Origin of the sequence: Streptomyces sp. CB01249, assembly GCF_001905735.1 — a bacterium.
In the GTDB taxonomy this organism is placed as follows: Bacteria; Actinomycetota; Actinomycetes; order Streptomycetales; family Streptomycetaceae; genus Streptomyces.
On sequence record NZ_LISW01000001.1, the window covers coordinates 1325506 to 1348846 of the forward strand.

Below are 23341 nucleotides of genomic sequence, written 5' to 3' on the forward strand. Positions count from 1 at the left end.
CGGAGATTGACTGCGACCTGGTCGGTCTCCCGTCTTCTACGACATGAGGACCCGTTGGGCACTGAGCTACTGGCACCCCTCGATCTCGCCTTCTGGCACCTCGAGTCCGCTGCCCACCCCATGCACCTCGGCGCGCTCGCCGTCTTCGCACCGCCTCCCGGCGCCGCCCCCGGCCCCGACGCGCTCCTCGGTCTCCTCGGCGCCCGCGCCGCCGCGATTCCCCGGCTCCGCATGCGGGTACGCGACGTGCTGCTGCCCGTCGGCGGCGCCGCCTGGTCCACCGACCCGGAGTTCGACGTGCACCGCCACGTCCGGCGCGTACGGCTGCCCGCCGAGGCGACGGAGCCCGGCGGCGCGGGCTTCATGCCGGCCGCGACCCGGCTCGCCGGAGAGCTGATGGAGCGGCCGCTCCGCCGGGGCCTGCCGCCCTGGGAGATGTACCTCATCGACGGACCGGACGGCGGCCCGTTCGCCGTGCTCGTCAAGCTCCACCACGCGCTCGCCGACGGGATGCGCGCGGTCACCATCGGGGCCGGGATCTTCGACGAGATCGCCTCCGCGACGACCCGCCCCCGCCCCTCCGCCCGGCCGCGTCCGGTCCCGCCCCGGTCCTGGATGCCGGGCCCGCGTCAGGTCGCCGGGTTCGCCCTGGGCCGCATCGAGGACCTGGGCCGCGCCTTCGGGGTCGGCGCCTCGCTGGTCCGGGCCGGCCGCCTCGACCCGCGCGGCGCACCGGTGCTCCGGGCCGGCTCCAGCGGGACCCGGCGGCTCGCCACGGCCGACCTCGACCTCGACGCCGTGCGGCGCGTCCGCCGCGTGACCGGGGGCACCGGCAACGATGTGCTGCTCGCCGTCGTGGCGGGTGCGCTGCGGCGCTGGATGCTGGAGCGCGGCGAGACCCCGCCGCGCGACGACCCGCGCGCCCTGGTCCCGGTCTCCCGCCGCCGTCCGGGCGGCGCGGCCGTGGCCACCGGCAACCGGCTCTCCGCCTACCTCCTGGACCTCCCCGTCTCGGAGCCGGACCCCCGGGAGCGGCTGCGCGCGGTACGTGAGGCGATGGACCGGAACAAGTCGGCGGGCCCGCTGAGGGGCGCCGGGGCGGTCGCGGTGCTGGCCGATCAGCTGCCGTCGCTGGCCCACCGTTTCGGCGCCCCGCTCGCCGGGAACGCGGCCCGGATGCTCTTCGACGTGCTGGTCACCAGCGTGCCCCTGCCGCGCTCGCGCCTCTCGCTGGCCGGCTGCCCGCTGAGCGCTCTGTACCCGATGGCGCCGCTGGCCCGGGGCCAGTCGATGGCCGTCGCGCTGACGACGTACGGCTCACGCGTCCACATCGGGATCGTGGGCGACGGCAAGGCGCTGCCCGGACTGGCCGGTCTCGCGCGGTGCGCCGACGAGGAGCTGGAGGCGCTCCTCGCAGAGGTGATCACGGCATAGATCGGACAAGTCGCTGCCAGATCGCCGTAATTGGCGGTTGCACGCGGGTTGACGCGCCCAAGTGATCCGATGAATATTCGCTGTGTGGCAGCGATCATCGGGGAGGGCGACGACAGGATGCGGCGCGGCAGGCTGGGTGGCAGCGCGGTCGAGATCACCGAACTCTCCTTCGGTGCGGCCGCCATCGGCAACCTCTTCAGCGAAGTGGAACCGGAACGGGCGGCGGCCGCCGTCGACGCCGCCTGGGACGCGGGCATCCGCTACTTCGACACCGCGCCGCACTACGGACTCGGCCTCTCCGAACGCCGCCTCGGGGAGGCCCTGCGCCACCGCCCCCGTGAGGCGTACACGCTCTCCACCAAGGTCGGCCGCGTCCTCGATCCGCTGCCCCCCGAGGAGACCGCCGCGTCCGACGGGCTCTCCGAGGGCTTCGCCGTACGCGCCACGCACCGCCGACGCTGGGACTTCAGTGCGGCCGGAGTCCGACGCAGCATCGAGGACAGCCTCGACCGCCTGGGCCTCGACCGCATCGACGTCGCCTACCTCCACGACCCCGACGACCACGCGGAACCCGCCTTCCGCGAGGCGTATCCGGAACTCGAGAAACTGCGCGCCGAAGGGGTCGTCGGGGCGATCGGCGCCGGGATGAACCAGACCGCGATGCTCACGCGCTTCGTCCGCGACACCGATGTGGACGTGGTCCTGTGCGCCGGCCGCTTCACCCTCCTCGACCAGTCGGCCCTCACCGACCTGCTGCCGGCCGCAGCCGCGCGCGGCCGGAGCGTCGTCGTCGGCGGAGTCTTCAACTCCGGCCTCCTCGCCGACCCGCGCCCCGGGGCCACCTACGACTACGCCACCGCCCCGGCCGGTCTGCTGGACCGCGCCCTCCGGCTGAAGGGCGTCACCGAGGCCCACGGCGTACCGCTGCGGGCCGCCGCCCTGCACTACCCGCTCACTCACCCCGCCGTCGCCGGGGTCCTCGTCGGCACCCGCTCCCCGGACGAGGTGCGCGACGCCGCCGCACAGCTCGGCCGGGAGATCCCCGGCGCCCTGTGGGACGACCTGCGCGACCAGGGCCTGCTGCCCGGGAACGGACACTGACATGCGCATCGCCCTGCACACCAAGGTCCGCGCCGACCGCGTCGCCGAGTACGAGGCCGCGCACCGCGAGGTCCCGCCGGAGCTGACCCGGGCGATCCGGGCGGCCGGCGCCGGTTCCTGGACGATCTGGCGCAGCGGCACCGACCTCTTCCACCTCATCGAGTGCGACGACTACGCGCGCCTCCTCGCCGAGCTGGAGCAGTTGCCCGTCAACGTCGCCTGGCAGGCCCGGATGGACGGCCTCCTGGACGTCGTCCACGATTACTCCGCCGAGGGCGCCGAGGCCGGGCTCCCCGTCGTCTGGGAGCTGTGAGATGACGGCCGGGCCCCGCGTCGTGGACGCCCACCACCATGTGTGGGACCTCGCGGTCCGCGACCAGGACTGGATCACCGGCGAGGCGCTGGCCCCCCTGCGCCGCGACTTCACCCTCGAAGACCTGGAGCCCGAGGCGCGCGCGGCCGGGGTGAGCGCCACCGTCCTCGTCCAGACCGTCACCGTGGCCGGGGAGACGCCCGAGTTCCTGGCGCTCGCCGACCGCAGCGAGCTGGTCGCCGGGGTCGTCGGCTGGACCGACCTCACCGCACCGGACATCGCCGACACCCTGGCCGCCCTGCGCGAACTGCCCGGGGGCGACCGGCTCGTCGGGCTGCGCCACCAGGTCCAGAGCGAACCGGACCCCGAGTGGCTGCTCCGGCCCGACGTGCTGCGCGGTCTGGCCGCTGTGGCCGCCGCCGGGCTCGTCCACGACCTGGTGATCCTCCCGCACCAGATGCCCGCCGCGACCCGGGCCGCCGCCGCGCTCCCGGGGCTCGTCCTCGTACTCGACCACGCGGGGAAGCCGCCCGTCGCCACCGGGCGCACCCGGCCCTGGGCCGACGACCTGCGGGCCTTCGCCGCCCTCCCCAACACCGTCTGCAAGCTCTCCGGACTCGTCACCGAAGCGGACTGGGGCGCCTGGACCCCCGAGGATCTGCGCCCGTACGCGGAGACCGTCATCGACGCCTTCGGGCCCGGGCGGCTCATGTTCGGCTCCGACTGGCCGGTGTGCCGCCTCGCCGCCACGTACACCGAGGTCCTGGACACCGCCCGCGCCCTGATCCAGGAACTCAGCGAGGACGAGCGGGCCGCCGTGCTCGCCACCACCGCCGAACGCGTGTACGGCCTTCGGTAGGCGTCCCGGGCGCGGCTGCGGCAGGCTGGGACCATGCCCGAACTGCCGGAAGTCGAAGCCCTGCGGCTCTTCCTGGACGACCATCTCGTCGGCAAGGAGATCGACCGCGTCCTGCCGCTCGCGATCAGCGTCCTCAAGACGTACGACCCGCCGCTCACCGCCCTGCACGGGGGCACGGTCACCGACGTGCGGCGGCACGGCAAGTTCCTCGACATCGGCGTCGGCCCGCTCCACCTCGTCACCCACCTCGCCCGGGCCGGGTGGCTCCGCTGGAACGACGCCTTCCCGGCGGCCCCGCCGCGCCCCGGCAAGGGCCCGCTGGCGCTGCGTACCGTCCTCACCGGCGGCGACGGCTTCGACCTCACCGAGGCCGGCACCACGAAGCGCCTCGCCGTCCACCTCGTGCACGACCCGGCCGAGGTCCCCGGGATCGCCCGCCTCGGACCCGATCCGCTCGGCCCGGAATTCGACCGGGACGCGTTCGCCGCACTGCTCGACGGGGAACGCCGCCAGATCAAGGGAGCCCTGCGCGACCAGTCGCTCATCGCGGGCATCGGCAACGCGTACAGCGACGAGATCCTGCACGTCGCGAAGATGTCGCCGTTCAAGCTCACCGCGAACCTCACCGACGACGAGATCACCCGGCTCCACGAGGCGATGCGCACCACCCTGGAGGACGCCGTCGCCCGGTCCGGCGGCGTCGAGGCCGGACGCCTCAAGGCCGAGAAGAAGAGCGCGATGCGCGTCCACGGACGCACCGGCCAGGCGTGCCCGGTCTGCGGGGACACCATCCGCGAGGTCTCCTTCAGCGACTCCTCGCTCCAGTACTGCCCGACCTGCCAGACGGGCGGCAAACCGCTCGCGGACCGCCGCCTGTCCCGGCTGCTCAAGTAGGGGCGCGATGCGCGGGGCACGCCCTACACTCCGGCCTCATGCTCCGCGTACTCGCCGTCGACGACGAAGAACCCGCCCTGGAGGAACTGCTCTACCTCCTGCGCGCCGACCCCCGCATCCGCAGCGCGGAGGGCGCCACCGGGGCCACCGAGGCACTGCGCCGCATCGGGAGCGCCGTCGACGCGGGGCCCGACGACCCGACCGCCATCGACGTGGTCTTCCTCGACATCCACATGGCCGGTCTCACCGGGCTCGACGTCGCCCAGCTCCTCGCGGGGTTCGCCGCCCCGCCGCTCATCGTCTTCGTCACCGCCCACGAGGGCTTCGCCGTGCACGCCTTCGACCTCAAGGCCGTCGACTACGTCCTCAAACCGGTCCGCCGCGAGCGCCTCGCCGAGGCCGTACGACGCGTCGCCGAGCAGGTCCAGGACCGTTCCGCCCCCGCCGTCCACGACACCGCGCAGGACCAGATAGCCGTCGAACTGGGCGGCGTCATCCGCTTCGTCCCGATCGGCGACATCACCTACGCCGAGGCCCAGGGCGACTACGCCCGGCTGCACACCGCCCACGGCAGCCACCTGGTCCGCGTCCCCCTCACCACCCTGGAGGAGCGCTGGCGCACCCGCGGCTTCGTCCGCATCCACCGCCGCCACCTCGTGGCCCTCGGCCGGATCGACGAACTGCGCCTGGACGCCGGCAGCATGAGCGTCCGCATCGGCACCGCGGAACTCGCCGTCAGCCGCCGCCACAGCCGCGCCCTGCGCGATCTGCTGATGCGGCGGACCGGCCGCTGACCAGCGGCTACCGGGCTCCGAACCCCTTCCCAGCGGGGCCGGGTGCCGCCTACACTCCGGCCCCATGTCCGCAGAGCCCACACCCCGGCGCGAAGTGGTGACGGGGGAGCCCCGGCGGGTGCGCCCGCTGCCCCGCTACCGCACCCAGTCGGAGATCGAAGAGCAGACCGCGCTCGGCGGCGCCTACGTCCGCTCGCTGATGCGGGGACAGCTGCGGGCCGGACTCACCGCCTTCGCCGTCCTCGCCGCCGTCGTGGGCACCCTGCCCCTCGTCTTCGAGGCCCTGCACAGCTCCGCCGTCGTCTGGGCGGTCCTCGGCTTCGCCGCCTACCCGCCGCTCACCCTGCTCGCCTGGTGGTACGTGCGCCGTGCCGAGCGCAACGAGAGCGACTTCGCCCGGCTCGTGGAAGGCCGCTCCGCCCCGTGAGCCGTACGTACGCGGTGACGGCCGTCGCCGTCGTCGTGCTGGCCACCGTCCTCGTCGGCGGCTTCGGGCTGCGGATCTCCCGCACCACCTCCGACTTCTACGTGGCCTCGCGCACCGTGCGTCCCCGGCTCAACGCGGCCGCCATCAGCGGCGAATACCTCTCCGCCGCCTCCTTCCTCGGCATCGCGGGCCTGGTCCTCGTCCATGGGCCCGACATGCTCTGGTACCCGGTCGGCTACACCGCCGGCTATCTCGTCCTGCTGGTCTTCGTCGCCGCTCCGCTGCGCCGCTCGGGGGCGTACACCCTGCCCGACTTCGCCGAAGGGCGGCTGGAGTCCCGGCAGGTACGCAGACTCGTCAGCGTCCTCGTCGTCGGCGCCGGCTGGCTCTACCTGGTGCCCCAGCTCCAGGGCGCCGGACTCACCCTCAAGATCCTCACCGGGGCGCCCGGCTGGCTCGGCGACGTGCTCGTCGCCTCCGTCGTCGTGCTCGCCGTCGCCGCCGGGGGCATGCGCTCGATCACCTTCGTCCAGGTCTTCCAGTACTGGCTGAAGCTGACCGCGCTCCTCGTCCCCGCGATCTTCCTGGTACTGGCCTGGCAGGGCGACGGACAGCCCCGCATCACCTTCGACGAACACCTCTCCGCGTTCCGCGCCGACCACCCGCTGTACGCGACCTACGGCCTCATCGTCGCCACCTTCCTCGGCACCATGGGCCTGCCGCACGTCGTCGTCCGCTTCTACACCAGCCCCAACGGCCGCGACGCCCGCCGCACCACCGTCGCCGTCCTCGCCCTCATCGGCGTCTTCTACCTCCTGCCACCCGTCTACGGCGCGCTGGGCCGCCTGTACGCCCCCGAGCTGATCCACGGCGGTGACGCGGACGCCGCCGTGCTCCTGCTGCCCGGCCGGGTCATCGGCGGACTCGGCGGCGATCTGCTCGGTGCGCTCGTCGCCGGCGGCGCGTTCGCCGCGTTCCTCTCCACCGCCTCCGGGCTCACCATGGCCGTCGCCGGGGTCATCACCCAGGACGTGCTGCCCTCGCGCGGGGTGCGGCACTTCCGGCTCGCCACCGTCCTCGCCATCTCCGTGCCCCTGGCCGGTTCACTGATGGTCAGCCGAGTCCCCGTCGCCGACTCCGTGGGCATGGCCTTCGCCGTCTCCGCGTCCTCCTTCTGCCCGCTGCTCGTCCTCGGCATCTGGTGGCGCCGACTCACCCCGCCCGGGGCGGTGGCCGGTCTCCTGCTCGGCGGCGGCTCCGCGCTGGTCTCCGTCGCCATCACGGTCAGCGGCGCGGTCCGCCCGCCCGGCTGGCCGCACGCCCTGCTCGCCTGGCCCGCCGTCTGGTCCGTGCCCGTCGGCTTCCTCGCCATGATCCTGGTCTCGCTCGCCACGCCGAGCCGGATACCGCCCGGCACCAACGCCGCCATGACCCGCTTCCACCTGCCCGAAGCGCTCACCACCGGGAGGCACCGGTGACCGGGGCCGGATACGCCGTCATCGTCGTGCTCGCCCTCCTGCTGTTCGGCGGGGGCCTCCTGCTCGGCCGCCGCACCGCCCGGCCGCTGCGCACCAGCGACGTCGGCACGCCCGTCGAGCACGCCACCTTCGAGACCCTGCACACCGCGTCCCTGGCCGCGCCCCCGCTCCGCGCCGGGCTCACCGAGGACAGCGCCCGCCGGTCGGCGCGCCGACTGCGCTCGCTGCTCGGCACCGACGCGCTGTGCCTCACCGACCGCGACGGGGTCCTCGTCTGGGACGGCGAGGGCGACCACCACGACCGGGACGTCATGGAGCAGGTCGCGGGCGTCCTGGAGACCGGCCGCGACACCGCCTTCCACAGCGACTGCGACGACCTGGACTGCCCGCTGAAGTGGGCCGTCGCCGTGCCGCTGACCGTCGACCACCGCGTCCTCGGCACCCTCGTCGCCTACGCCCCGCGCGAATCGGCCGTCCTGGCCCGGGCCGCGGGCGAGGTCGCCCGCTGGGTCTGCGTCCAGCTGGAACTGGCCGAACTCGACCGCTCCCGCACCCAGCTCATCGAGGCCGAGATCAGGGCCCTGCGCGCCCAGATCTCCCCGCACTTCATCTTCAACTCCCTGGCGGCCATCGCGTCCTTCGTCCGCACCGACCCGGAGCAGGCCCGCGAACTGCTCCTGGAGTTCGCGGACTTCACGCGCTACTCGTTCCGCAGCCACGGCGACTTCACGACCCTCGCGGACGAGCTGCACTCCATCGACCAGTACCTCGCCCTGGTCCGGGCCCGCTTCGGCGAACGGCTCTCCGTCACCCTCCAGGTCGCCCCCGAGGTCCTGCCCGTCGCCCTGCCCTTCCTCTGCCTCCAGCCGCTCGTGGAGAACGCCGTCAAACACGGCCTCGAAGGCGCCGTCACCTCCAGCCGCATCACCATCAGCGCCCTGGACGCCGGTTCCGAGGCCGAGGTCGTCATCGAGGACGACGGCACCGGCATGGACCCCCAGCGGCTGCGCCACATCCTGCGCGGCGAGGGCGGAAGATCGACCGGCATCGGCCTGCTCAACGTGGACGAACGGCTCCGCCAGGTGTACGGGGACGAGTACGGGCTCGTCATCGAGACGGGCATCGGGGCCGGGATGCGGATCACCGTACGGTTGCCGAAGTACCGCGCCGGGGTGCACGGGTCCTGAGCGGCGCCCCGTCGTGCGGGAACCCCGCCCTAGTACAGGTGCACCGCGAGGTGCCCCAGCGGCAGGCCCAGCTGCCAGGCCGGGGTCCACACCTGCGCCTCCTCCTCCGGGGCCTGTGCCGCGCCCTCCACCGGCTCCCAGGGCGGCAGCGGGCCGATGGCCTCCAGATCGGCGGCCAGCAGCTCGGTCTCCTCCAGCCACCGCCAGGCCGACCGGGCCAGCGCCAGATCCGCTTCGGTGCCGCCCGCCACCGGGGCGGCCAGCCGGGTGCGCACCCAGTGGCGCCACGGAGTCCCGGACGCGGTGAGCAGCCGCAGCTCGTCCACCCGCGCGGCCGGCAGCGCCCCGGCCACCGCACCGTCCAGCAGGAAGATGGTCAGCGCCAGCGCGTCCCGCCCCGCCCGGAACTCCAGCGTCGCCGGCTCCATCAGGTCGCCGGTGCGCAGCAGTTCGTCGGCCAGGTACTCCGCGTACATCCAGGCCATCGGGACCGGCAGCTCGCCCGCGCCGGACCCCTCGTGATGTTCCGGAGGCATCCCGTATCGCCCCATTCCCTCGGTCTCGGGCCCGTACGGCCGGCGGGCCGCCCGGCCGGTCGCCCACGCAGCATTGAACCGGGGGAGCGCGCCCCGCGTGGCCGGAAATGCAGGATCCGCCGCACCGGATCCGTCACAGGCACGAGCTGCCGACGACCGTCCGTCCCTGCGAAGGGCGGCGCGTGTAGCCCGGGAGGTTACGGGAGAGCAGCCGCAGCGCGTAGTGCGAACGCGACTTGACCGTGCCCGCCGGTATCCCGAGCACCTCGGCCGTCTCGCCCACGCTCAGCCCGCGGAAGTAGATCTGCACCAGCACCGACCGGTGCTCCGGGCTCAGGGCGCGGACCGCCTCGCGCACATCCAGCGCCGCGACCGCGGACTCCGCCGTGTCGGCCCCCGCCGGTGCGCACTCCAGACCGGCGTCACTGACCTCCGCCGGCCGGGCCAGCCGGGAACGCCGGGCGTCGATCGCCAGTCGGCGGGCCACCGTGAACAGCCAGGGCCGCATCGACTCGTACGGCCCGTCGAACGCCTCCGGGTGCTGCCAGGCCCGCACCAGCGTCTCCTGGAGCAGGTCCTCGGCCCGCTGCCGGTCACCGAAGGTCAGACCGAGCAGGAAGTGGAACAGGGCGGGGCCGTGGTCACGCTGGAGCTCCGCGAGCGCCCGCTCATCGGTCTTCGTCGTGGTCATGGTGAACGCCCTTCCCGCCAAGGTCCGCCTCGTTGCCGACCTGGCGTATACGAACGCATTCAGGCCACGGGGAACAGGACAAACACCGCCCCGTGCGACGAGCGGTCGCTCAGAGCGGCGAATGGTGCGGTGAACGGTCGGGCGGCACCCCGGGCGGGCTCACGGCACGACGGACGGGCAGGACTACGGCACCACGGTGACCGGCCAGCGGCCCGCCTTGACCAGGCGTACGGCCACCGAACCGATGAAGCGGTGCCCCGCCGACTCCGAGGCCCCCACCACCACGGCATCCGCCTTGAGTTCGTCGGCGGCGGTCACCAGACCGTTGTACGGGTCGCCCCGGAAGGTGTGGAACTCCCAGCGGACATCCCATATGTCCTTCATCCGGGCCGTCGACTGCCGGATCTCCTCCACCAGCCCCTCGGCCACCTCGGCGGTCGCGTCGCCGACCGGAGCCCCGAGCGCCGCGCCCGCCGCCAGCACCGGCTGGACGTACACCAGCGCCAGCATGGCCCGCTGCCGGCGCGCGAGCCCGGCCGCGTAGGCCGCCGCGCGCATGGACGACTCGGAACCGTCGAGGCCCGCGACGATCACCTTCGGTCCGTCTGTGCCACGTTCGAACTGGTGGGAGTGCTGATCTGTCACGGCAGTGAGGCTATCGGCTCGCCCCGGGGCTTCCGGCCCGGCCTCCCGGCGGCCGCGCCCCGCTCACCTCGGCCGTCGGGGCTTTCCCGCCATCCGGGTGCAAAACCCCCGGCGGCCGGTGTCGCTCAGGCGGGCGGCGGGACAGGCGTGCGAGCAGTGGGGGATGAAGAGTGAGCACAGGCTGCCCTCGCGGAGAACGGTCCTGCGACTGGCCGCCGGCCTGGGAACAGCCACCGCCGTGGGGCTCGTCGCCACGGACCCCGTCACCTCCCCGCCCCGGTCGGCGGCCCCCGTCACGGGGGCGGCGGGGGCCCCGGCCGTCGCCTTCCGCAGCGGGCCGCTCGCCTACCGGCTGCGGCCCATGACCGGACAGGCACCGCCCCGCTACCGCCCCGCCGCACCCCCGGTCCGCACCCGGCCGTTCGAGCACCTGCCCGACATCGGGAACGCCATGGTGCTGTCCTTCGACGACGGACCCGACCCGCTCTACACCCCGCCCATCCTGGACACGCTGCGCGCGCACGACGTACGGGCGATGTTCTTCCTGTGCGGGGAGATGGCGAACGACAACCGCGACCTGGTCCGCCGGATCTCCGACGAGGGGCACACCGTGGGCAACCACTCGTGGACGCACCCCCTGGTCACCAAGCTCTCCCGGGCCGGGGTCACCGACGAGCTGGGGCGTACCAGCGAGGTCATCGAGAAGATCACCGGCGAGGCGCCGCTCTGGTACCGGGCGCCCTATGGCGCCTGGAACCGCGACTCCTTCGAGATCGGCGCCGCGATGGGCATGGAACCGATGGCCTGGACCGTGGACACCCTGGACTGGACCGTGCCGGCACCGGCACCATCGTCCGCCGGGTCAGACAGGGCGCCGGTGCCGGGGTCGTGGTGCTCTCGCACGACGCGGGCGGCAACCGCTCGCAGAGCGTGGCGGCGCTGCGCCGGTATCTGCCGGAGCTGCTGGACGACGGATACCGGCTCACGGTGCCGCAACGACGCTGACGGGCGAGGGTCAGCGGGTCTCCACCAGGCGGGCGAAGACCACCACGTTCCCGTCGTAGCCGTTCGCCTTGGTGTAGCCGCCGCCGCAGGTGATGACCCGCAGCTCCGGCTGCCCGGTGTCGCCGTACACCCGGGCGCCGGGGAAGTCGTTCTTGGCGAAGACCTCGACGCCGTACACCTCGAAGACCGCCACCCGGTCGTCGCTGCGGTCGATCTCGATGTGGTCCCCCTTCTTCAGCGAGCCGAGCCCGTAGAAGACGGCGGGCCCCGCCTTGTTGTCGACGTGGCCGACGACGACGGAGGTGCCGGCCTGACCGGGGGAGACGCCGTTCTGGTACCAGCCCGCCAGGTTGGGGTCCTCCGGCGGCGGGGTCTCGATCCAGCCGTCCGGGTCGAGATTCACGTCGATGACCGGTGCGTCGACCTGGATGTCGGGGATCGCCACGCGGGTGACCGGGGCGTACGGGAGCGGCTTGACGACCGGGCCCGCGGCGGGTGCGGCGGGGGCGTTGTTCTGGTGGCCCACGGAGGCGGCCGCGACCGGCTGCGGGGGGCCGGGGGAGAGGTCGGCCCCGTTGCGCATGAGTGCCAGACCGGAGAGCATCGCCAGGGCGAGCGCGCCCCACGGCGAGTGTCGGATCCGTTCCGGTCGCCAGTTGTCCCGGCCCATGGTTCTCCCTTCGTCGCGACGAGCAGAACGCTAGGCGCGGCGCCACCGGGCGGCGATCAGAGAAGGGCGAACGGGTGGCGGCCCGCCACCCGGATGCTTATCGGAGTAGCGCGCGGATAAAACTTCTGACGGCCCGTGACCTGGGCATCCGTCAGCTTCCGGGCTCTCCGCACGGCGTGTCGGATCACCGGTCCGGAGCAGCGCCGAAATGCGGGCGATCAAGGTTCTGGTGAGGGTTCGTCATGGGAGGCGTTCTCGTCGATCCATCCCGGTGCACAGAGCCCCGGGGCGCTTCCCGGTGGAGGTTGGAACGATGCGTGCTACACGCGCTCTGGTGGTCGCGGCGGCCGCCGTCGCCGCCCTCGGGGCCGGCGCCCCGATGGCGACCGCCGGCGGAGATGTCGGGAACAACCAGAACAACAATCAGAACAACGGCAACAACCAGAACGACTGGAACGACCCGGGCGGCTGGAACAATGGCAACGGGAACAACAACGGCAACGGGAACAACAACGGGAACGGCAACGGGCGCAACAACGGCCCGAACAACGTGACCGTCGACCCCGAGCGCGTGCACCAGGGCGCCGCCATGCAGGTCAGCGCCGAGGGCTGCGGCCGGGGCGGCAGCGTCTCGTCCAACGCCTTCCGCACCACCCGGCTCTCGGCCGGCCGGGTCGGCCACGCCCGGGTCCGCATCTTCGACGACGCGACCCCCGGCACGTACAACCTGACGGTCCGGTGCGACGGCACCGACCGGACGGCGGGTCACCGCTTCACCGTGCTCGACAGCCGGGGCGCCCAGGGCGGGCTCGGCGGCTCGATGGCGGCGACCCCGGCGGAGATGGGTGTCGGCGCCGGTCTCGTCGCCTCGGCGGCCCTCGGTGGAGGCGTGTACATCATGCGCCGCCGGAGGACGGGCGATGCGACGGCCTGACCGTCAGGACGCCGCCGCCGGACCGATAACGAAGTCGCCCCGAGTCCTGAGTCAGGACCCGGGGCGACTCTCGTTTCCCATCCGCTCGAACCGGTCAGTGCGAGCGGCTCTCCCTGCGGCGGCGTACGAAGAACACGACACCGGCACCGGCGGCCACGGCGAGCGCGGTGCCCGCCACGATCTCACCGGAGTTCACGCTGTCGATGCTGCCGCCCAGACCGCCCTGCACACCGGCCGGCGAGGCCGTGGCCGCCGCCGTGCTGGTCGAGCTCGTGGTGGGCGTGCCCGTGGCCGCGCTGACGGTGAGATTCACCTTGGCCGTGGAGCTGGGCGAGGTGTTGCAGATGAACGTCACCTCGTAGGCGGCGCCCGGTTTGGCATCCCAGTCCACGGTGGCCTGGGCGCTGCCGTTCACCGGGATGGTGACGGTGTCGAACACCCCCGAGGACGCCGTGGCCGTCGTGGAGCAACCCCGGGCCGCCAAGGTGACCTTGCCCCCGGGCGCGACCACCGACGGCGTCACGGTGTACCCGTTCCCGCCGCCCGACGGACCGCCCGCGGTCGCCGCGTACGCGGTCACGGCCGGGCCGGTCAGGGCGAGTGCGGCGGCGCCGAGCAGAGCGACGGGGGCGACACGTATTGCGCGCATGGTGAATCCTCCGGGTCCCCGAGGAGCAGCTGCGGAACGGATTTCCACAAAGTGTCAGAAATGCACCTCGAATGCCGCCCACGCTAGAAGTGGTGCATTTCGCCCGCGATCGGGGTCCGGCGAATGGGGCACCGCTGTCCCCCGGGCGGCGCACCGGCCCCGGCTACCCGTCCGCCGCTCCCGGGAAGAGGTCGAGGAAGGGGGCGGCGGTGGCCGAGAAGCCCCGTCCGAACGGTGCGTCGAAGTCCCAGATCAGGAAGAGGAGGAAGGCGATCAGCACACTGAAGAGCCCCGCGAGCAGGAGTTCCCGGAAGGTGCGGCGGATCTGCAGGGTGAAGATCAGCCCCACGGTCACCAGGGCGCCGATGACCAGCCCGAACCACACCACCCCCGGCATGGTCGCGCCGGCACTCTGTCCCCGTGCGCTCCGGGCGTCGTCGGCGGCGGCCACCTGGTCGACCAGCGGCTGATACGCCTGCCCCTCGTGGTCCGTCTTCGGCCGGTAGTCCGTGACGTCGTCGCGCACCCGGTCCAGCAGTTCGGCCCCGCGGTCGCTGAGCGTCCCGTGCTCGGTCATGGTCCGCCACTCGTCGTGCACCACGTAGCTCACGTACGCGTCGACGTCGGCCCGGATGCGGGTGCGCACCTCCTGCGGATAGACGGCGGAGCGTGCGCTCACCTCGTGCAGGGCCTGGGCCTCCTGGCGTACGTACTCCTGCGCGGCGCCCCGGCCCTCCCAGACGCCCGCGATGGCGAGGCCCAGCACGATCGCGTAGATCACTCCGATCATCATCGTCATGTACTCGATGACGTCGGGGGTTTCGGACGGGTCGTCGTCCTCCGGGAGTCTGCGGTTGCTGAGGACGGCGATGGTCAGGACGACGGCGGTGGCCGCGACCATGGCGAGTGTGAGGACGAGCCATTCCGACATGGGCGTCTCCGGGATTCATCGGGAACGGGGGCGCAGCACGGCGACGGCGAACACCGCGGGGGCCGTGACCATCAAGCTGAGCGTGACCAGGGAGGTGTGACGCTGCGGCGGCTTCCGCACCGGTTTGCGGTAGGCGGGGAGGGCGACGTGGACGGAAGGCGAGGGTCGTACGGACGGCGAAGGGCTCGGCTTGGGCTTGGGCTTCGGCTCGGGCTTCGGGGCCGGCGGCGGAGGGGGCGGTGGCGGAGGCGGCGGTGCCGGTACGGGCTCGGGCGCCGGGGGCGGCGGAGGGGGAGGTGGTGGTGGTGCCGGCTTCGGGGGTGGCGGGGGCGGCTTCGGTTTCGGCGGCGGCGTCGGTGTGGGCTCCGGCAGCGGGCCGGCGAAACAGCTGCCGTCGCCGCTGACGGCCACGGCCATGCCGCCGTCGCCGTCCCCGATGGACGCGTACGCGCAGCTGTCGGCGGCCGCTGGGGTGGGGGCGGTCAGCAGCCAGGTGAGCGCGAGCGCCGCGGCCAGCCGCCAGAAGAGTGATCCGTACACGACCGGGAGCATGTTCCGGGCCGTGCGGCGGCACGCCGGACCCCCTGCGGATTCGCCTGATGGAGGGGACCTGGGGCGCGCGGGGTTTGGCGCCGGTGAAATGGAACAGGGGCCTGCCGGACCCCGGTCTCCGGAAATGGCCGATTGTCGACCCTCTCCGCGGGAATGCCGCCAAAGGCCGTGTCACCGGCCCGGGGTATTCCCGGGCTTGGGGCCGCGACGGGGAGGCGCGCGCCGGGCCGCCGGTCCCCGGGCGTCCCCCTCGCGCTCCGAGCGCTTCCGGCCCCCGAACGCCAACGTCCAAGGCACTCACGGGACATGGTGCCCGGCCTTCGCCGACTCCGACTTCACTGACGTGCCAAAGTAGTCCGGGAGTGAACTATTTGATACCTCTCGTTCGGCGAATGTGACGGGCAGCGACGAGTCGGTTGCACATGCCATGAGAGTGTGACCAATAACGGACGGCTAATTTCCGTTTCCGCTCGCTCTCTTGGCGGTCGATCAGTAGCCTCTGGTCCACACTGACCATGGACATGGCCGGATCGCCGTGGCGACTTGTTGGAGACATCGATGGAGCGTCCCGCCTGGGCACCGCAAGGCATAGACATTTCGGTGCCGAGCGTGTCCCGAATGTATGACTTCTATCTGGGCGGCTCGCACAATTTCGAGGTGGACCGGGAAGCGGCCCGGAAGGCCATGGAGTTCATGCCGGGACTTCCCAAGGCGATGCAGGCGAACCGGGCGTTTATGCGGCGGGCGGTGCGCTTCGCGCTGAGCGAGGGCGTCACCCAGTTCCTCGACATCGGTTCCGGGATACCCACCTTCGGCAATGTCCACGAGGTCGCCCAGGCGGTCGATCCGGCCGCCAGGGTCGCCTACGTCGACCACGACCCGGTCGCCGTCGCGCACAGCCAGGCCGTCCTCGACGGCAACGCCGGCGCCACGATCTCCTCGGCCGACCTGCGCCGGCCCCAGGAGATCCGGGACAGCCCCGAGGTCGCCAAGCTCCTGGACTTCGACCGCCCCGTGGCGCTGCTGCTCGTGGCCGTCCTCCACTTCATCGAGGACGCCGACGACCCGCGGACCGCCGTCGCCGCGCTCCGCGACATGCTGGCGCCCGGCAGCCTCCTGGTCGTCACCCACGCCGCGTACGAGGGCATTCCACTGCCCCGCGAGGAGGCGGGCGGCACGGTCGGCGTGTACCGGAACATCCGCAACCCGCTGGTCATGCGCACCCGCGAGGAGGTCGCCCGGTTCTTCGACGGCTTCGAGCTGGTCGAGCCCGGCCTCGTCGCGATGCCGGAATGGCGCCCCGAGAACGCCGCGGCCCCCGAGAACGAGGACCCATACGCCTTCTCGGGCATCGCGGGAGTGGGACGCAAGGCGTGAGCATTCCCGCCCAGCCGTCCGGATCCCCGGAGGCGGCACCCGACGGCCCCGAGGACCGGCTCCGGAGGTTCGCCACCATCTGGAGCCGGGCCATCTTCCCGTCGACGGCCACCTCCCTGACCCGGCCCGAGTTCGAGCAGCACCTGCTGCCGCTGGCCCGTGCGCTCAGCGAGACCCTGCACGCCCGCCCGTTCGACCCGGCCGCGGCCACCGGGGTGGGCGGCGCGCTCGTCGCCGCCCACTGCACCGACCCCGACGCGCTCAGCTCCACGCTCGGCGTCGTGGACTCGTACCTGGTGCTCTACTGCGGCAGCAACGGACCGGTGGACCTCACCACCGAGGACAGCCGGTCCCGCTGCGCCCGCATCCAGCACGCGGTGGCCGCCGGCTTCACCCAGGCCCTGCGCGAACGGACGCTGGCCGAGCAGGAGGCCATCGCCCGCTCGGCGCTCGCCGCCCGCTCCCACGCCGAACAGGCCCTGCACGCCACCGAGGCACGCTTCCGCGCCGTCTTCAAGGACGCGGCCATCGGCATCGGGATCGCCGACCTCGACGGCAACGTGCTGGAGGTCAACGACACCCTCACCCGGATGTTCGGCGGCCTGGAGAACCACGTCCTGAGCCACCGGGTCAACGAGTGGGTCCACCCCGAGGACTCCCCGCAGGTCTGGAAGTACTACAACGAGCTGGTACGCGGCGAACGCGAGCACTACCGGGTCGAGAAGCCGTACTACCGCAACGACGGCACCGTCCTGTGGACCAACCTGACGGTGTCGCTGCTCCGCGACTCCGAGGGCCGGCCCGAATACCAGCTGGCGTTGCTGGAGGACACCACCGAGCGCCGCCTGCTCAACCTCCGCCTCCGCTACGAGGCGACGCACGACGCGCTCACCGGCCTGCCCAACCGCACGCTCTTCTTCGAGCGCTTGGAGAAAGCGCTCTCAGCGGGCGACGGCAGCCGTTTCGGCCTCTGCTACCTGGACCTGGACGGCTTCAAGGCGATCAACGACAGCCTGGGCCACGCCGCGGGGGACCGGCTGCTCGTGGAGGTCGCGGACCGCCTCCAGAGCTGTGCGACCGCCTCCGGCGAGATGGTCGCCCGGCTCGGCGGCGACGAGTTCGTGGCGCTCACGACGAGCTTCGACAGCCCCGCCGAGGTGGACGAACTCGCCTGCCGCATCCTCGGCGTCCTCGGCACGCCCATCCGGCTGGACGGACGCGAGCTGACGGTGCGCGGCTCGATCGGGGTCGTGGAGGGCCCCGCCGGGGAACGCAGCGCCGCCGAGGTGCTGCGCAGCGCCGACATCACCATGTACCGGGCCAAGTCCGCGGGCGGCAACCGCTTCGAGCTGGCCGACGCGGAGGCGGACGCCCGGGCCATCACCCGGCACGGCCTGACCACCGCCCTGCCGGCCGCCCTGGAACGCGGCGAGTTCTTCATCGAGTACCAGCCGCTGGTGCACCTCGGCGACGGTACGGTGCACGGCGCCGAGGCGCTGGTGCGCTGGTGCCATCCGCAGCACGGGGTGCTGGGGCCCGACCGCTTCATCGCGCTGGCCGAGCACACCGGGCTCATCGTGCCGCTCGGCCGCTGGGTCCTTGAAGAATCGGTCCGGCAGGCCAACTTCTGGCAGGAGCGGCACACCGACGGCGGTCCGCTGCGGATCAACGTCAACCTCTCGCCGGCCCAGCTGCACCACCCGCAGCTGGTCGCGGAGACCGTCGAGGTCCTGGAGCGCTCCGGGCTCGAAGCGGGCGCGCTCTGCCTGGAGGTCACCGAGTCGGCGCTCATCGGGGCCGACGAGGACGTGCTGAAGCCGCTGCGCCAGCTCGCCGAAATGGGCGTCGACATCGCGCTGGACGACTTCGGCACCGGCTACTCCAACCTCGCGAACCTGCGCAGGCTCCCGGTGAGCGTGCTGAAGCTCGACCGGTCCTTCACCCAGGGAATGCAGCACCATCCGGCGGACCCGGTCGACCTGAAGATCGTGGAGGGGATCGTGTCGCTCGCGCACAGCCTCGACCTGGCGGTCACCGTGGAGGGCGTGGAGACGGGCGCCCAGGCCGAGCAGCTGAGGCAGCTGGGCTGCGACACGGCCCAGGGCTGGTACTACGCCCGCCCCGGCGCCCCGGACCGCATCCACTCGCTGCTGCTGGCCGACGCGGTGTGAGGCGGGCGGGCGCGGGGGCCCCTCCGGGCGTACGACGGGACTTCCCGGATACGCCTCAGGGGCTCGCTGTGCCCGCCCGCCCCCTGGGCCTGTCTGACCGTTCCCGTCTGCCGGGCGACGCCATGCACGCACTCTCGCCGCACCGGCCCCAGACCCCAGTACATCCAGTACAGGGGTCTGGGGCCGGCACGCCGAGAGCACGCACCTGACGCCGCCCGGCCCGCCCTCCGGGCGGACGACGGGAACGGTCAGACAGGCCCCAGCAGGACCCGCTGGAGCTCGCGGGCCGCGCGCGGCGGGGCCACGTCGCTGCGGTGCGCCAGCGCGATGGTGCGGCGCAGCCCGGGCCGGGCCAGCGGGGTCGCCCGCAGGTCGGCCCCGGAGCGGGCGGCGACCATGTGCGGGACGACCGCGATGCCCAGGCCCGCCCGGACGAAGCCGAGCACCGCGTCCATCTCGCCGCCCTCCACCGTGAACGACGGCTCGAAGCCCTCCGCCCGGCAGGCGGCCACCGTCAGCTCCCGCAGGTCGTAGCCGTGCCGGAACATCACCAGCGGCTCGCCCTCCAGATCCGCGATCCGGACCCGCCCGCCCCGGCCCGGCCGGGGACGCTGCGCCGACGAGACGACCACCAGGTCCTCCTGAAGCAGCTCCACCGTGGTCAGCGCCGGTGAGGCGGCCGGCAGCGGCAGCACCACCAGGGCCAGATCCAGCGCCCCGCGCGCCAGCTCCCGTACGAGATCGTGCGAACCGCCCTCCTCCAGCAGCAGCTGGATGCCCGGATGCAGGTCGTGGAAGGCGCGCAGCACCTCCGGCAGCAGGCCCGTGCACACGCTGGGCGTCGCCCCCAGCCGCACCCGGCCCCGGCGCAGCTGCGCCAGCTCCTGCACCTCGTGGCGCGCGGTGTCGGCGTCGGCCAGGATGCGCCGGGCGAGCGGGAGCAGCGCCTCGCCGGCGTCCGTCAGCGTGATGTTGCCGCGTGCCCGGCTGAACAGCTCGGCGCCCAGCTCGTTCTCCAGGGCCCGGATCTGCTGGGAGAGCGAGGGCTGCGAGACGTGCACCTCCTCGGCGGCGCGGGTGAAGTGCCGGGCCTCGGCGACGGCCACGAAATAGGTGAGCTGCTGGAACTGCATCACCCCACGCTACCCCGCTTCATAGGCAGGGGCTATGGAGATCAGCTGCTCGATGACTTGGACTGATCGCAGATCCGGCCCTAGCGTCGTGTCCATGGCATTGGCAACCCGGACGGACCGACGGCCGTCCATGACGCGTACGCTCTGGGGCTCGACCGTCGGCAAGAAGGCGATCATGGCCGCCAGTGGACTGGTCATGCTCCTCTACTTGGTCGTCCACATGATCGGAAACCTGAAGATCTTCTTCGGGTCCGGTGAGTTCAACGGCTACGCGCACTGGCTGCGCGTGATGGGCGAGCCGTTCCTGCACTACGAGTGGGCGCTGTGGATCGTACGCGTGGTGCTCGTCGCCGCCGTGGTGCTGCACGCGGTCTCCGCGTACCAGCTCAGCCGTCGTGACCTGCGGGCCCGGCCCAGCAAGTACGTACACAAGCGCGCGCGTGCCAGCTATGCCACCCGCACCATGCGCTACGGCGGGGTGATCCTCGGGCTGTTCATCGTCTGGCACATCCTGGACCTGACGACCGGCACCGTGCACTCCGGCGGCTTCCAGTCCGGCCATCCGTACCAGAACGTCATCGACACCTTCTCGACCTGGTACGGCAATGTCATCTACATCGTCGCGATGCTCGCCCTGGGGCTCCACGTCCAGCACGGGTTCTGGAGCGCCGCGCAGACCCTCGGCGCCGGCCGCGCGAGCCGCGACCGCGTCCTGAAGACCCTCGCCAACGTCCTCGCGCTGGTGCTGACGGTGGGCTTCATCTCCGTACCCGTCGCCGTCATGACCGGAGTCGTGAGCTGACATGAACGACTACACGCACTACACGACCGGCGAACCCGTCGCCGACACCAAGGCTCCCACCGGCCCCGTCGCCGAGCGCTGGGACACCCGCCGCTTCGAGGCCAAGCTGGTCAACCCCGCCAACCGGCGCAAGCACACCGTCATCGTCGTCGGCACCGGCCTGGCCGGCGGCTCTGCCGGTGCGACCCTGGCCGAACAGGGCTACCACGTCGTCCAGTTCTGCTTCCAGGACTCGCCCCGCCGGGCCCACTCCGTCGCCGCGCAGGGCGGCATCAACGCCGCCAAGAACTACCGCAACGACGGCGACTCGGTGCACCGCCTCTTCTACGACACCGTCAAGGGCGGCGACTTCCGCGCCCGCGAGTCCAACGTGCACCGGCTCGCCCAGATCTCCGTCGAGATCATCGACCAGTGCGTCGCGCAGGGCGTCCCCTTCGCCCGCGAGTACGGCGGCCTCCTCGACAACCGCTCCTTCGGCGGCGTCCAGGTATCCCGCACCTTCTACGCCCGCGGCCAGACCGGACAGCAACTGCTCCTCGGCGCCTACCAGGCGCTGTCCCGGCAGATCGCCGCGGGCAACGTCGAGCTGCACCCCCGTACCGAGATGCTCGACCTGATCGTCGTGGACGGACGGGCCCGCGGCATCGTCGCCCGCGACCTCGTCACGGGGAAGATCGACACCTACTTCGCCGACGCCGTCGTGCTCGCCAGCGGTGGTTACGGGAACGTCTTCTACCTGTCGACCAACGCGATGAACTCCAACGCCACCGCCATCTGGCGGGCCCACCGGCGCGGCGCCTACTTCGCGAACCCCTGCTTCACCCAGATCCACCCCACCTGCATCCCGCGCACCGGCGACCACCAGTCCAAGCTGACGCTGATGAGCGAGTCGCTGCGCAACGACGGCCGCATCTGGGTGCCGAAGGCCAAGGGCGACACCCGCCCGGCGAACGAGATCCCCGAGGACGAGCGCGACTACTACCTGGAGCGCCAGTACCCCTCCTTCGGGAACCTGGTGCCCCGCGACATCGCCTCGCGCGCCGCGAAGAACGTCTGCGACGAGGGGCGCGGCGTCGGGCCCGGAGGCCAGGGCGTCTATCTGGACTTCGCCGAGGCCATCGGGCGGATGGGCCGCGCCAAGGTCGAGGAGAAGTACGGCAACCTCTTCGACATGTACGCCCGGATCACCGCCGAGGACCCGTACGCGACCCCGATGCGGATCTACCCGGCCGTGCACTACACGATGGGCGGGCTCTGGGTCGACTACGACCTCCAGACCACCATCCCGGGCCTCTTCGCGATCGGCGAGGCCAACTTCTCCGACCACGGCGCCAACCGGCTCGGCGCTTCCGCGCTGATGCAGGGACTCGCCGACGGCTACTTCGTGCTGCCGTCCACCATCAACGACTACCTCGCCCGAAACCCCCACCACGACGACGTCGACGCCTCGCACCCCGAGGTCGCGGAAGCCGTCGCCGAGACCGAGGACCGGCTCCATCTGCTGCTGGCCGTCGACGGCGACCGCACCCCCGACTCCTTCCACCGCGAGATCGGCGAACTCATGTGGGAGTACTGCGGGATGGCCCGCAACGAGGAGGGGCTGCGCACCGCGCTCGCCCGGATCCCCCTGATCCGCGAGGAGTTCTGGCGCCGCATCAAGGTCCCCGGCACCGGCGAGGAGTTCAACCAGTCGCTGGAGAAGGCCAATCGCATCGTGGACTACCTGGAGCTCGCCGAGCTCATGTGCCTCGACGCCCTGCACCGCGCCGAGTCCTGCGGCGGCCACTTCCGCGAGGAATCCCAGACCCCGGACGGCGAGGCCGCCCGGCGCGACGAGGAGTTCTCCTACGGCGCCGCCTGGGAGTTCACCGACACCGGAGAGGCCCCGGTCCTGCACAAGGAAGACCTCGTCTTCGAGTACGTCCACCCCACTCAGCGGAGCTACGCATGAAGCTCACCCTGCGCGTCTGGCGCCAGAAGAACACCGACGCCCCCGGCGCCATGTCCACGTACGAGGTGGACGGCATCTCGCAGGACATGTCGTTCCTGGAAATGCTCGACACCCTCAACGAGGAGCTGATCCTCGCCGGTGACGATCCCGTCGCCTTCGACCACGACTGCCGCGAGGGCATCTGCGGGGCGTGCAGCCTCGTCATCAACGGCGACGCGCACGGTCCGGAGCGGACCACCACCTGCCAGCTCCACATGCGGTCCTTCGACGACGGCGACACCATCGACATCGAACCCTGGCGCGCCTCGGCCTTCCCGGTCGTCAAGGACCTGGTCGTGGACCGCTCGGCCTTCGACCGGATCATCCAGGCCGGCGGCTACATCTCCGCCCCGACCGGTACAGCCCCCGACGCGCATGCCACACCGGTGCCGAAGCCGGACGCCGACTTCGCCTTCGAGCACGCCGAGTGCATCGGCTGCGGCGCCTGTGTCGCGGCCTGCCCCAACGGTTCGGCGATGCTCTTCACCTCGGCGAAGGTCAACCACCTCAACGTGCTCCCGCAGGGTGGTCCCGAGCGGGAGACCCGGGTGCTCGACATGGTGGAGCAGATGGACAGCGAGGGCTTCGGCGGCTGCACCCTCACCGGTGAGTGCGCCACCGCCTGCCCCAAGGGCATCCCGCTGCCGTCGATCTCGGCCATGAACAAGGAGTGGCTGCGGGCGACCCGCAAGGCCCGCCGCTGAGCCGCCGCACGTCCTGATCCGAACGCAAGGCCCCGAGGGCCCCGGAGGCCGCCCGCCTCCGGGG

Annotated in this window: 23 protein-coding genes and 1 pseudogene; 16 read left to right on the forward strand and 8 right to left on the reverse strand. The window is 72.4% G+C overall.

The genetic code is table 11. From position 1 onward, the window contains the following. Positions 1 to 54 precede the first annotated feature (54 nt). The 9 genes from AMK18_RS05605 (at position 55) to AMK18_RS05645 (ending at position 8487) form a co-directional block, all read left to right on the forward strand. A complete protein-coding gene (locus AMK18_RS05605; protein ID WP_073861868.1) occupies positions 55 to 1434 on the forward strand; it encodes a wax ester/triacylglycerol synthase family O-acyltransferase in 1380 nt (459 codons plus the stop codon). Between the two features lie 117 nt (positions 1435 to 1551). Then, positions 1552 to 2535, forward strand: a complete 984-nt coding sequence (locus AMK18_RS05610; RefSeq protein WP_073862299.1) for an aldo/keto reductase — start codon at positions 1552 to 1554, stop codon at positions 2533 to 2535. A 1-nt stretch (position 2536) separates the two neighbouring features. Further along, entirely contained in the window at positions 2537 to 2848 is a 312-nt protein-coding gene (locus AMK18_RS05615; protein WP_018099929.1) for an L-rhamnose mutarotase, read from the forward strand. A 1-nt stretch (position 2849) separates the two neighbouring features. Continuing rightward, positions 2850 to 3707: an amidohydrolase family protein gene (locus AMK18_RS05620; RefSeq protein ID WP_073861869.1), complete on the forward strand. Its 858-nt coding sequence runs from the start codon at positions 2850 to 2852 to the stop codon at positions 3705 to 3707. Between the two features lie 33 nt (positions 3708 to 3740). Beyond that, entirely contained in the window at positions 3741 to 4601 is an 861-nt protein-coding gene (locus AMK18_RS05625; protein WP_073861870.1) for an Fpg/Nei family DNA glycosylase, read from the forward strand. A gap of 38 nt (positions 4602 to 4639) precedes the next feature. After that, positions 4640 to 5395: a LytR/AlgR family response regulator transcription factor gene (locus tag AMK18_RS05630; RefSeq protein WP_018099926.1), complete on the forward strand. Its 756-nt coding sequence runs from the start codon at positions 4640 to 4642 to the stop codon at positions 5393 to 5395. Positions 5396 to 5459: 64 nt separating this feature from the next. Next, positions 5460 to 5822, forward strand: a complete 363-nt coding sequence (locus tag AMK18_RS05635; protein ID WP_051083887.1) for a hypothetical protein — start codon at positions 5460 to 5462, stop codon at positions 5820 to 5822. Then, positions 5819 to 7300, forward strand: a complete 1482-nt coding sequence (locus tag AMK18_RS05640) for a sodium/solute symporter (protein WP_018099924.1) — start codon at positions 5819 to 5821, stop codon at positions 7298 to 7300. Before AMK18_RS05635 ends, AMK18_RS05640 begins: the two co-directional genes overlap by 4 nt. Then, positions 7297 to 8487 carry a sensor histidine kinase gene (locus tag AMK18_RS05645; protein ID WP_073861871.1) on the forward strand — a complete coding sequence of 397 codons (1191 nt, stop codon included), beginning with the start codon at positions 7297 to 7299 and terminating at the stop codon, positions 8485 to 8487. The genes AMK18_RS05640 and AMK18_RS05645 overlap by 4 nt, the downstream gene beginning before the upstream one ends. A gap of 29 nt (positions 8488 to 8516) precedes the next feature. Here the strand turns inward: AMK18_RS05645 and AMK18_RS05650 are convergent, their stop codons facing one another. The 3 genes from AMK18_RS05650 to AMK18_RS05660 all read right to left on the reverse strand — a co-directional run bounded on the left by AMK18_RS05650 (position 8517) and on the right by AMK18_RS05660 (position 10359). Continuing rightward, complete coding sequence (locus AMK18_RS05650; RefSeq protein ID WP_018099922.1) at positions 8517 to 9023, reverse strand: hypothetical protein; 507 nt, start codon at positions 9021 to 9023, stop codon at positions 8517 to 8519. A gap of 133 nt (positions 9024 to 9156) precedes the next feature. Then, a complete protein-coding gene (locus AMK18_RS05655) occupies positions 9157 to 9714 on the reverse strand; it encodes a sigma-70 family RNA polymerase sigma factor (RefSeq protein WP_018099921.1) in 558 nt (185 codons plus the stop codon). A 183-nt stretch (positions 9715 to 9897) separates the two neighbouring features. Then, positions 9898 to 10359, reverse strand: a complete 462-nt coding sequence (locus tag AMK18_RS05660) for a universal stress protein (protein ID WP_026171102.1) — start codon at positions 10357 to 10359, stop codon at positions 9898 to 9900. 163 nt (positions 10360 to 10522) lie between these two features. On the opposite strand from AMK18_RS05660, the pseudogene AMK18_RS05665 reads away from it, so the two are divergent. Then, a pseudogene (locus AMK18_RS05665) lies at positions 10523 to 11364 on the forward strand (polysaccharide deacetylase family protein). Between the two features lie 10 nt (positions 11365 to 11374). Here the strand turns inward: AMK18_RS05665 and AMK18_RS05670 are convergent. Then, a complete protein-coding gene (locus AMK18_RS05670; protein ID WP_018099918.1) occupies positions 11375 to 12034 on the reverse strand; it encodes a class F sortase in 660 nt (219 codons plus the stop codon). A gap of 313 nt (positions 12035 to 12347) precedes the next feature. On the opposite strand from AMK18_RS05670, the gene AMK18_RS05675 reads away from it, so the two are divergent. Beyond that, the gene (locus AMK18_RS05675) at positions 12348 to 12968 is read left to right on the forward strand and encodes a hypothetical protein (RefSeq protein ID WP_073861872.1); all 621 of its coding nucleotides are present in this window, start codon (positions 12348 to 12350) and stop codon (positions 12966 to 12968) included. 94 nt (positions 12969 to 13062) lie between these two features. Here AMK18_RS05675 and AMK18_RS05680 read toward each other — a convergent pair whose 3' ends face one another. The 3 genes from AMK18_RS05680 to AMK18_RS34820 form a co-directional block, all read right to left on the reverse strand. Next, a complete protein-coding gene (locus tag AMK18_RS05680; protein ID WP_018099917.1) occupies positions 13063 to 13617 on the reverse strand; it encodes a hypothetical protein in 555 nt (184 codons plus the stop codon). Between the two features lie 163 nt (positions 13618 to 13780). Further along, positions 13781 to 14548 carry a bestrophin-like domain gene (locus tag AMK18_RS05685; RefSeq protein WP_073861873.1) on the reverse strand — a complete coding sequence of 256 codons (768 nt, stop codon included), beginning with the start codon at positions 14546 to 14548 and terminating at the stop codon, positions 13781 to 13783. Positions 14549 to 14563: 15 nt separating this feature from the next. Further along, positions 14564 to 15088, reverse strand: coding sequence for a hypothetical protein (locus AMK18_RS34820; RefSeq protein WP_198956964.1), 525 nt, complete (start codon positions 15086 to 15088; stop codon positions 14564 to 14566). A gap of 570 nt (positions 15089 to 15658) precedes the next feature. Here AMK18_RS34820 and AMK18_RS05695 point away from each other — a divergent pair. Together AMK18_RS05695 and AMK18_RS05700 are read left to right on the forward strand one after the other, a co-directional pair. Beyond that, a complete protein-coding gene (locus tag AMK18_RS05695) occupies positions 15659 to 16477 on the forward strand; it encodes an SAM-dependent methyltransferase (protein ID WP_073861874.1) in 819 nt (272 codons plus the stop codon). Continuing rightward, complete coding sequence (locus AMK18_RS05700) at positions 16474 to 18648, forward strand: putative bifunctional diguanylate cyclase/phosphodiesterase (protein WP_018099913.1); 2175 nt, start codon at positions 16474 to 16476, stop codon at positions 18646 to 18648. The genes AMK18_RS05695 and AMK18_RS05700 overlap by 4 nt, the downstream gene beginning before the upstream one ends. 248 nt (positions 18649 to 18896) lie before the next feature. On the opposite strand, the gene AMK18_RS05705 is transcribed toward AMK18_RS05700, so the two are convergent. Further along, positions 18897 to 19781: a LysR family transcriptional regulator gene (locus AMK18_RS05705; protein ID WP_073861875.1), complete on the reverse strand. Its 885-nt coding sequence runs from the start codon at positions 19779 to 19781 to the stop codon at positions 18897 to 18899. Positions 19782 to 19875: 94 nt separating this feature from the next. Here AMK18_RS05705 and AMK18_RS05710 point away from each other — a divergent pair, with 94 nt between their 5' ends. The 3 genes from AMK18_RS05710 to AMK18_RS05720 are packed head-to-tail and all read left to right on the forward strand — an operon-like array spanning position 19876 to position 23277. Beyond that, on the forward strand, positions 19876 to 20583 hold the full coding sequence (locus AMK18_RS05710; protein WP_073861876.1) for a succinate dehydrogenase: 708 nt from the start codon (positions 19876 to 19878) through the stop codon (positions 20581 to 20583). A 1-nt stretch (position 20584) separates the two neighbouring features. Beyond that, on the forward strand, positions 20585 to 22534 hold the full coding sequence (locus AMK18_RS05715; protein ID WP_073861877.1) for a fumarate reductase/succinate dehydrogenase flavoprotein subunit: 1950 nt from the start codon (positions 20585 to 20587) through the stop codon (positions 22532 to 22534). Continuing rightward, positions 22531 to 23277 (forward strand): succinate dehydrogenase/fumarate reductase iron-sulfur subunit, encoded by a 747-nt coding sequence (locus AMK18_RS05720; RefSeq protein ID WP_018099909.1) that lies wholly within the window; start codon positions 22531 to 22533, stop codon positions 23275 to 23277. The genes AMK18_RS05715 and AMK18_RS05720 overlap by 4 nt, the downstream gene beginning before the upstream one ends. The last annotated feature ends 64 nt before the right edge of the window (positions 23278 to 23341 follow it).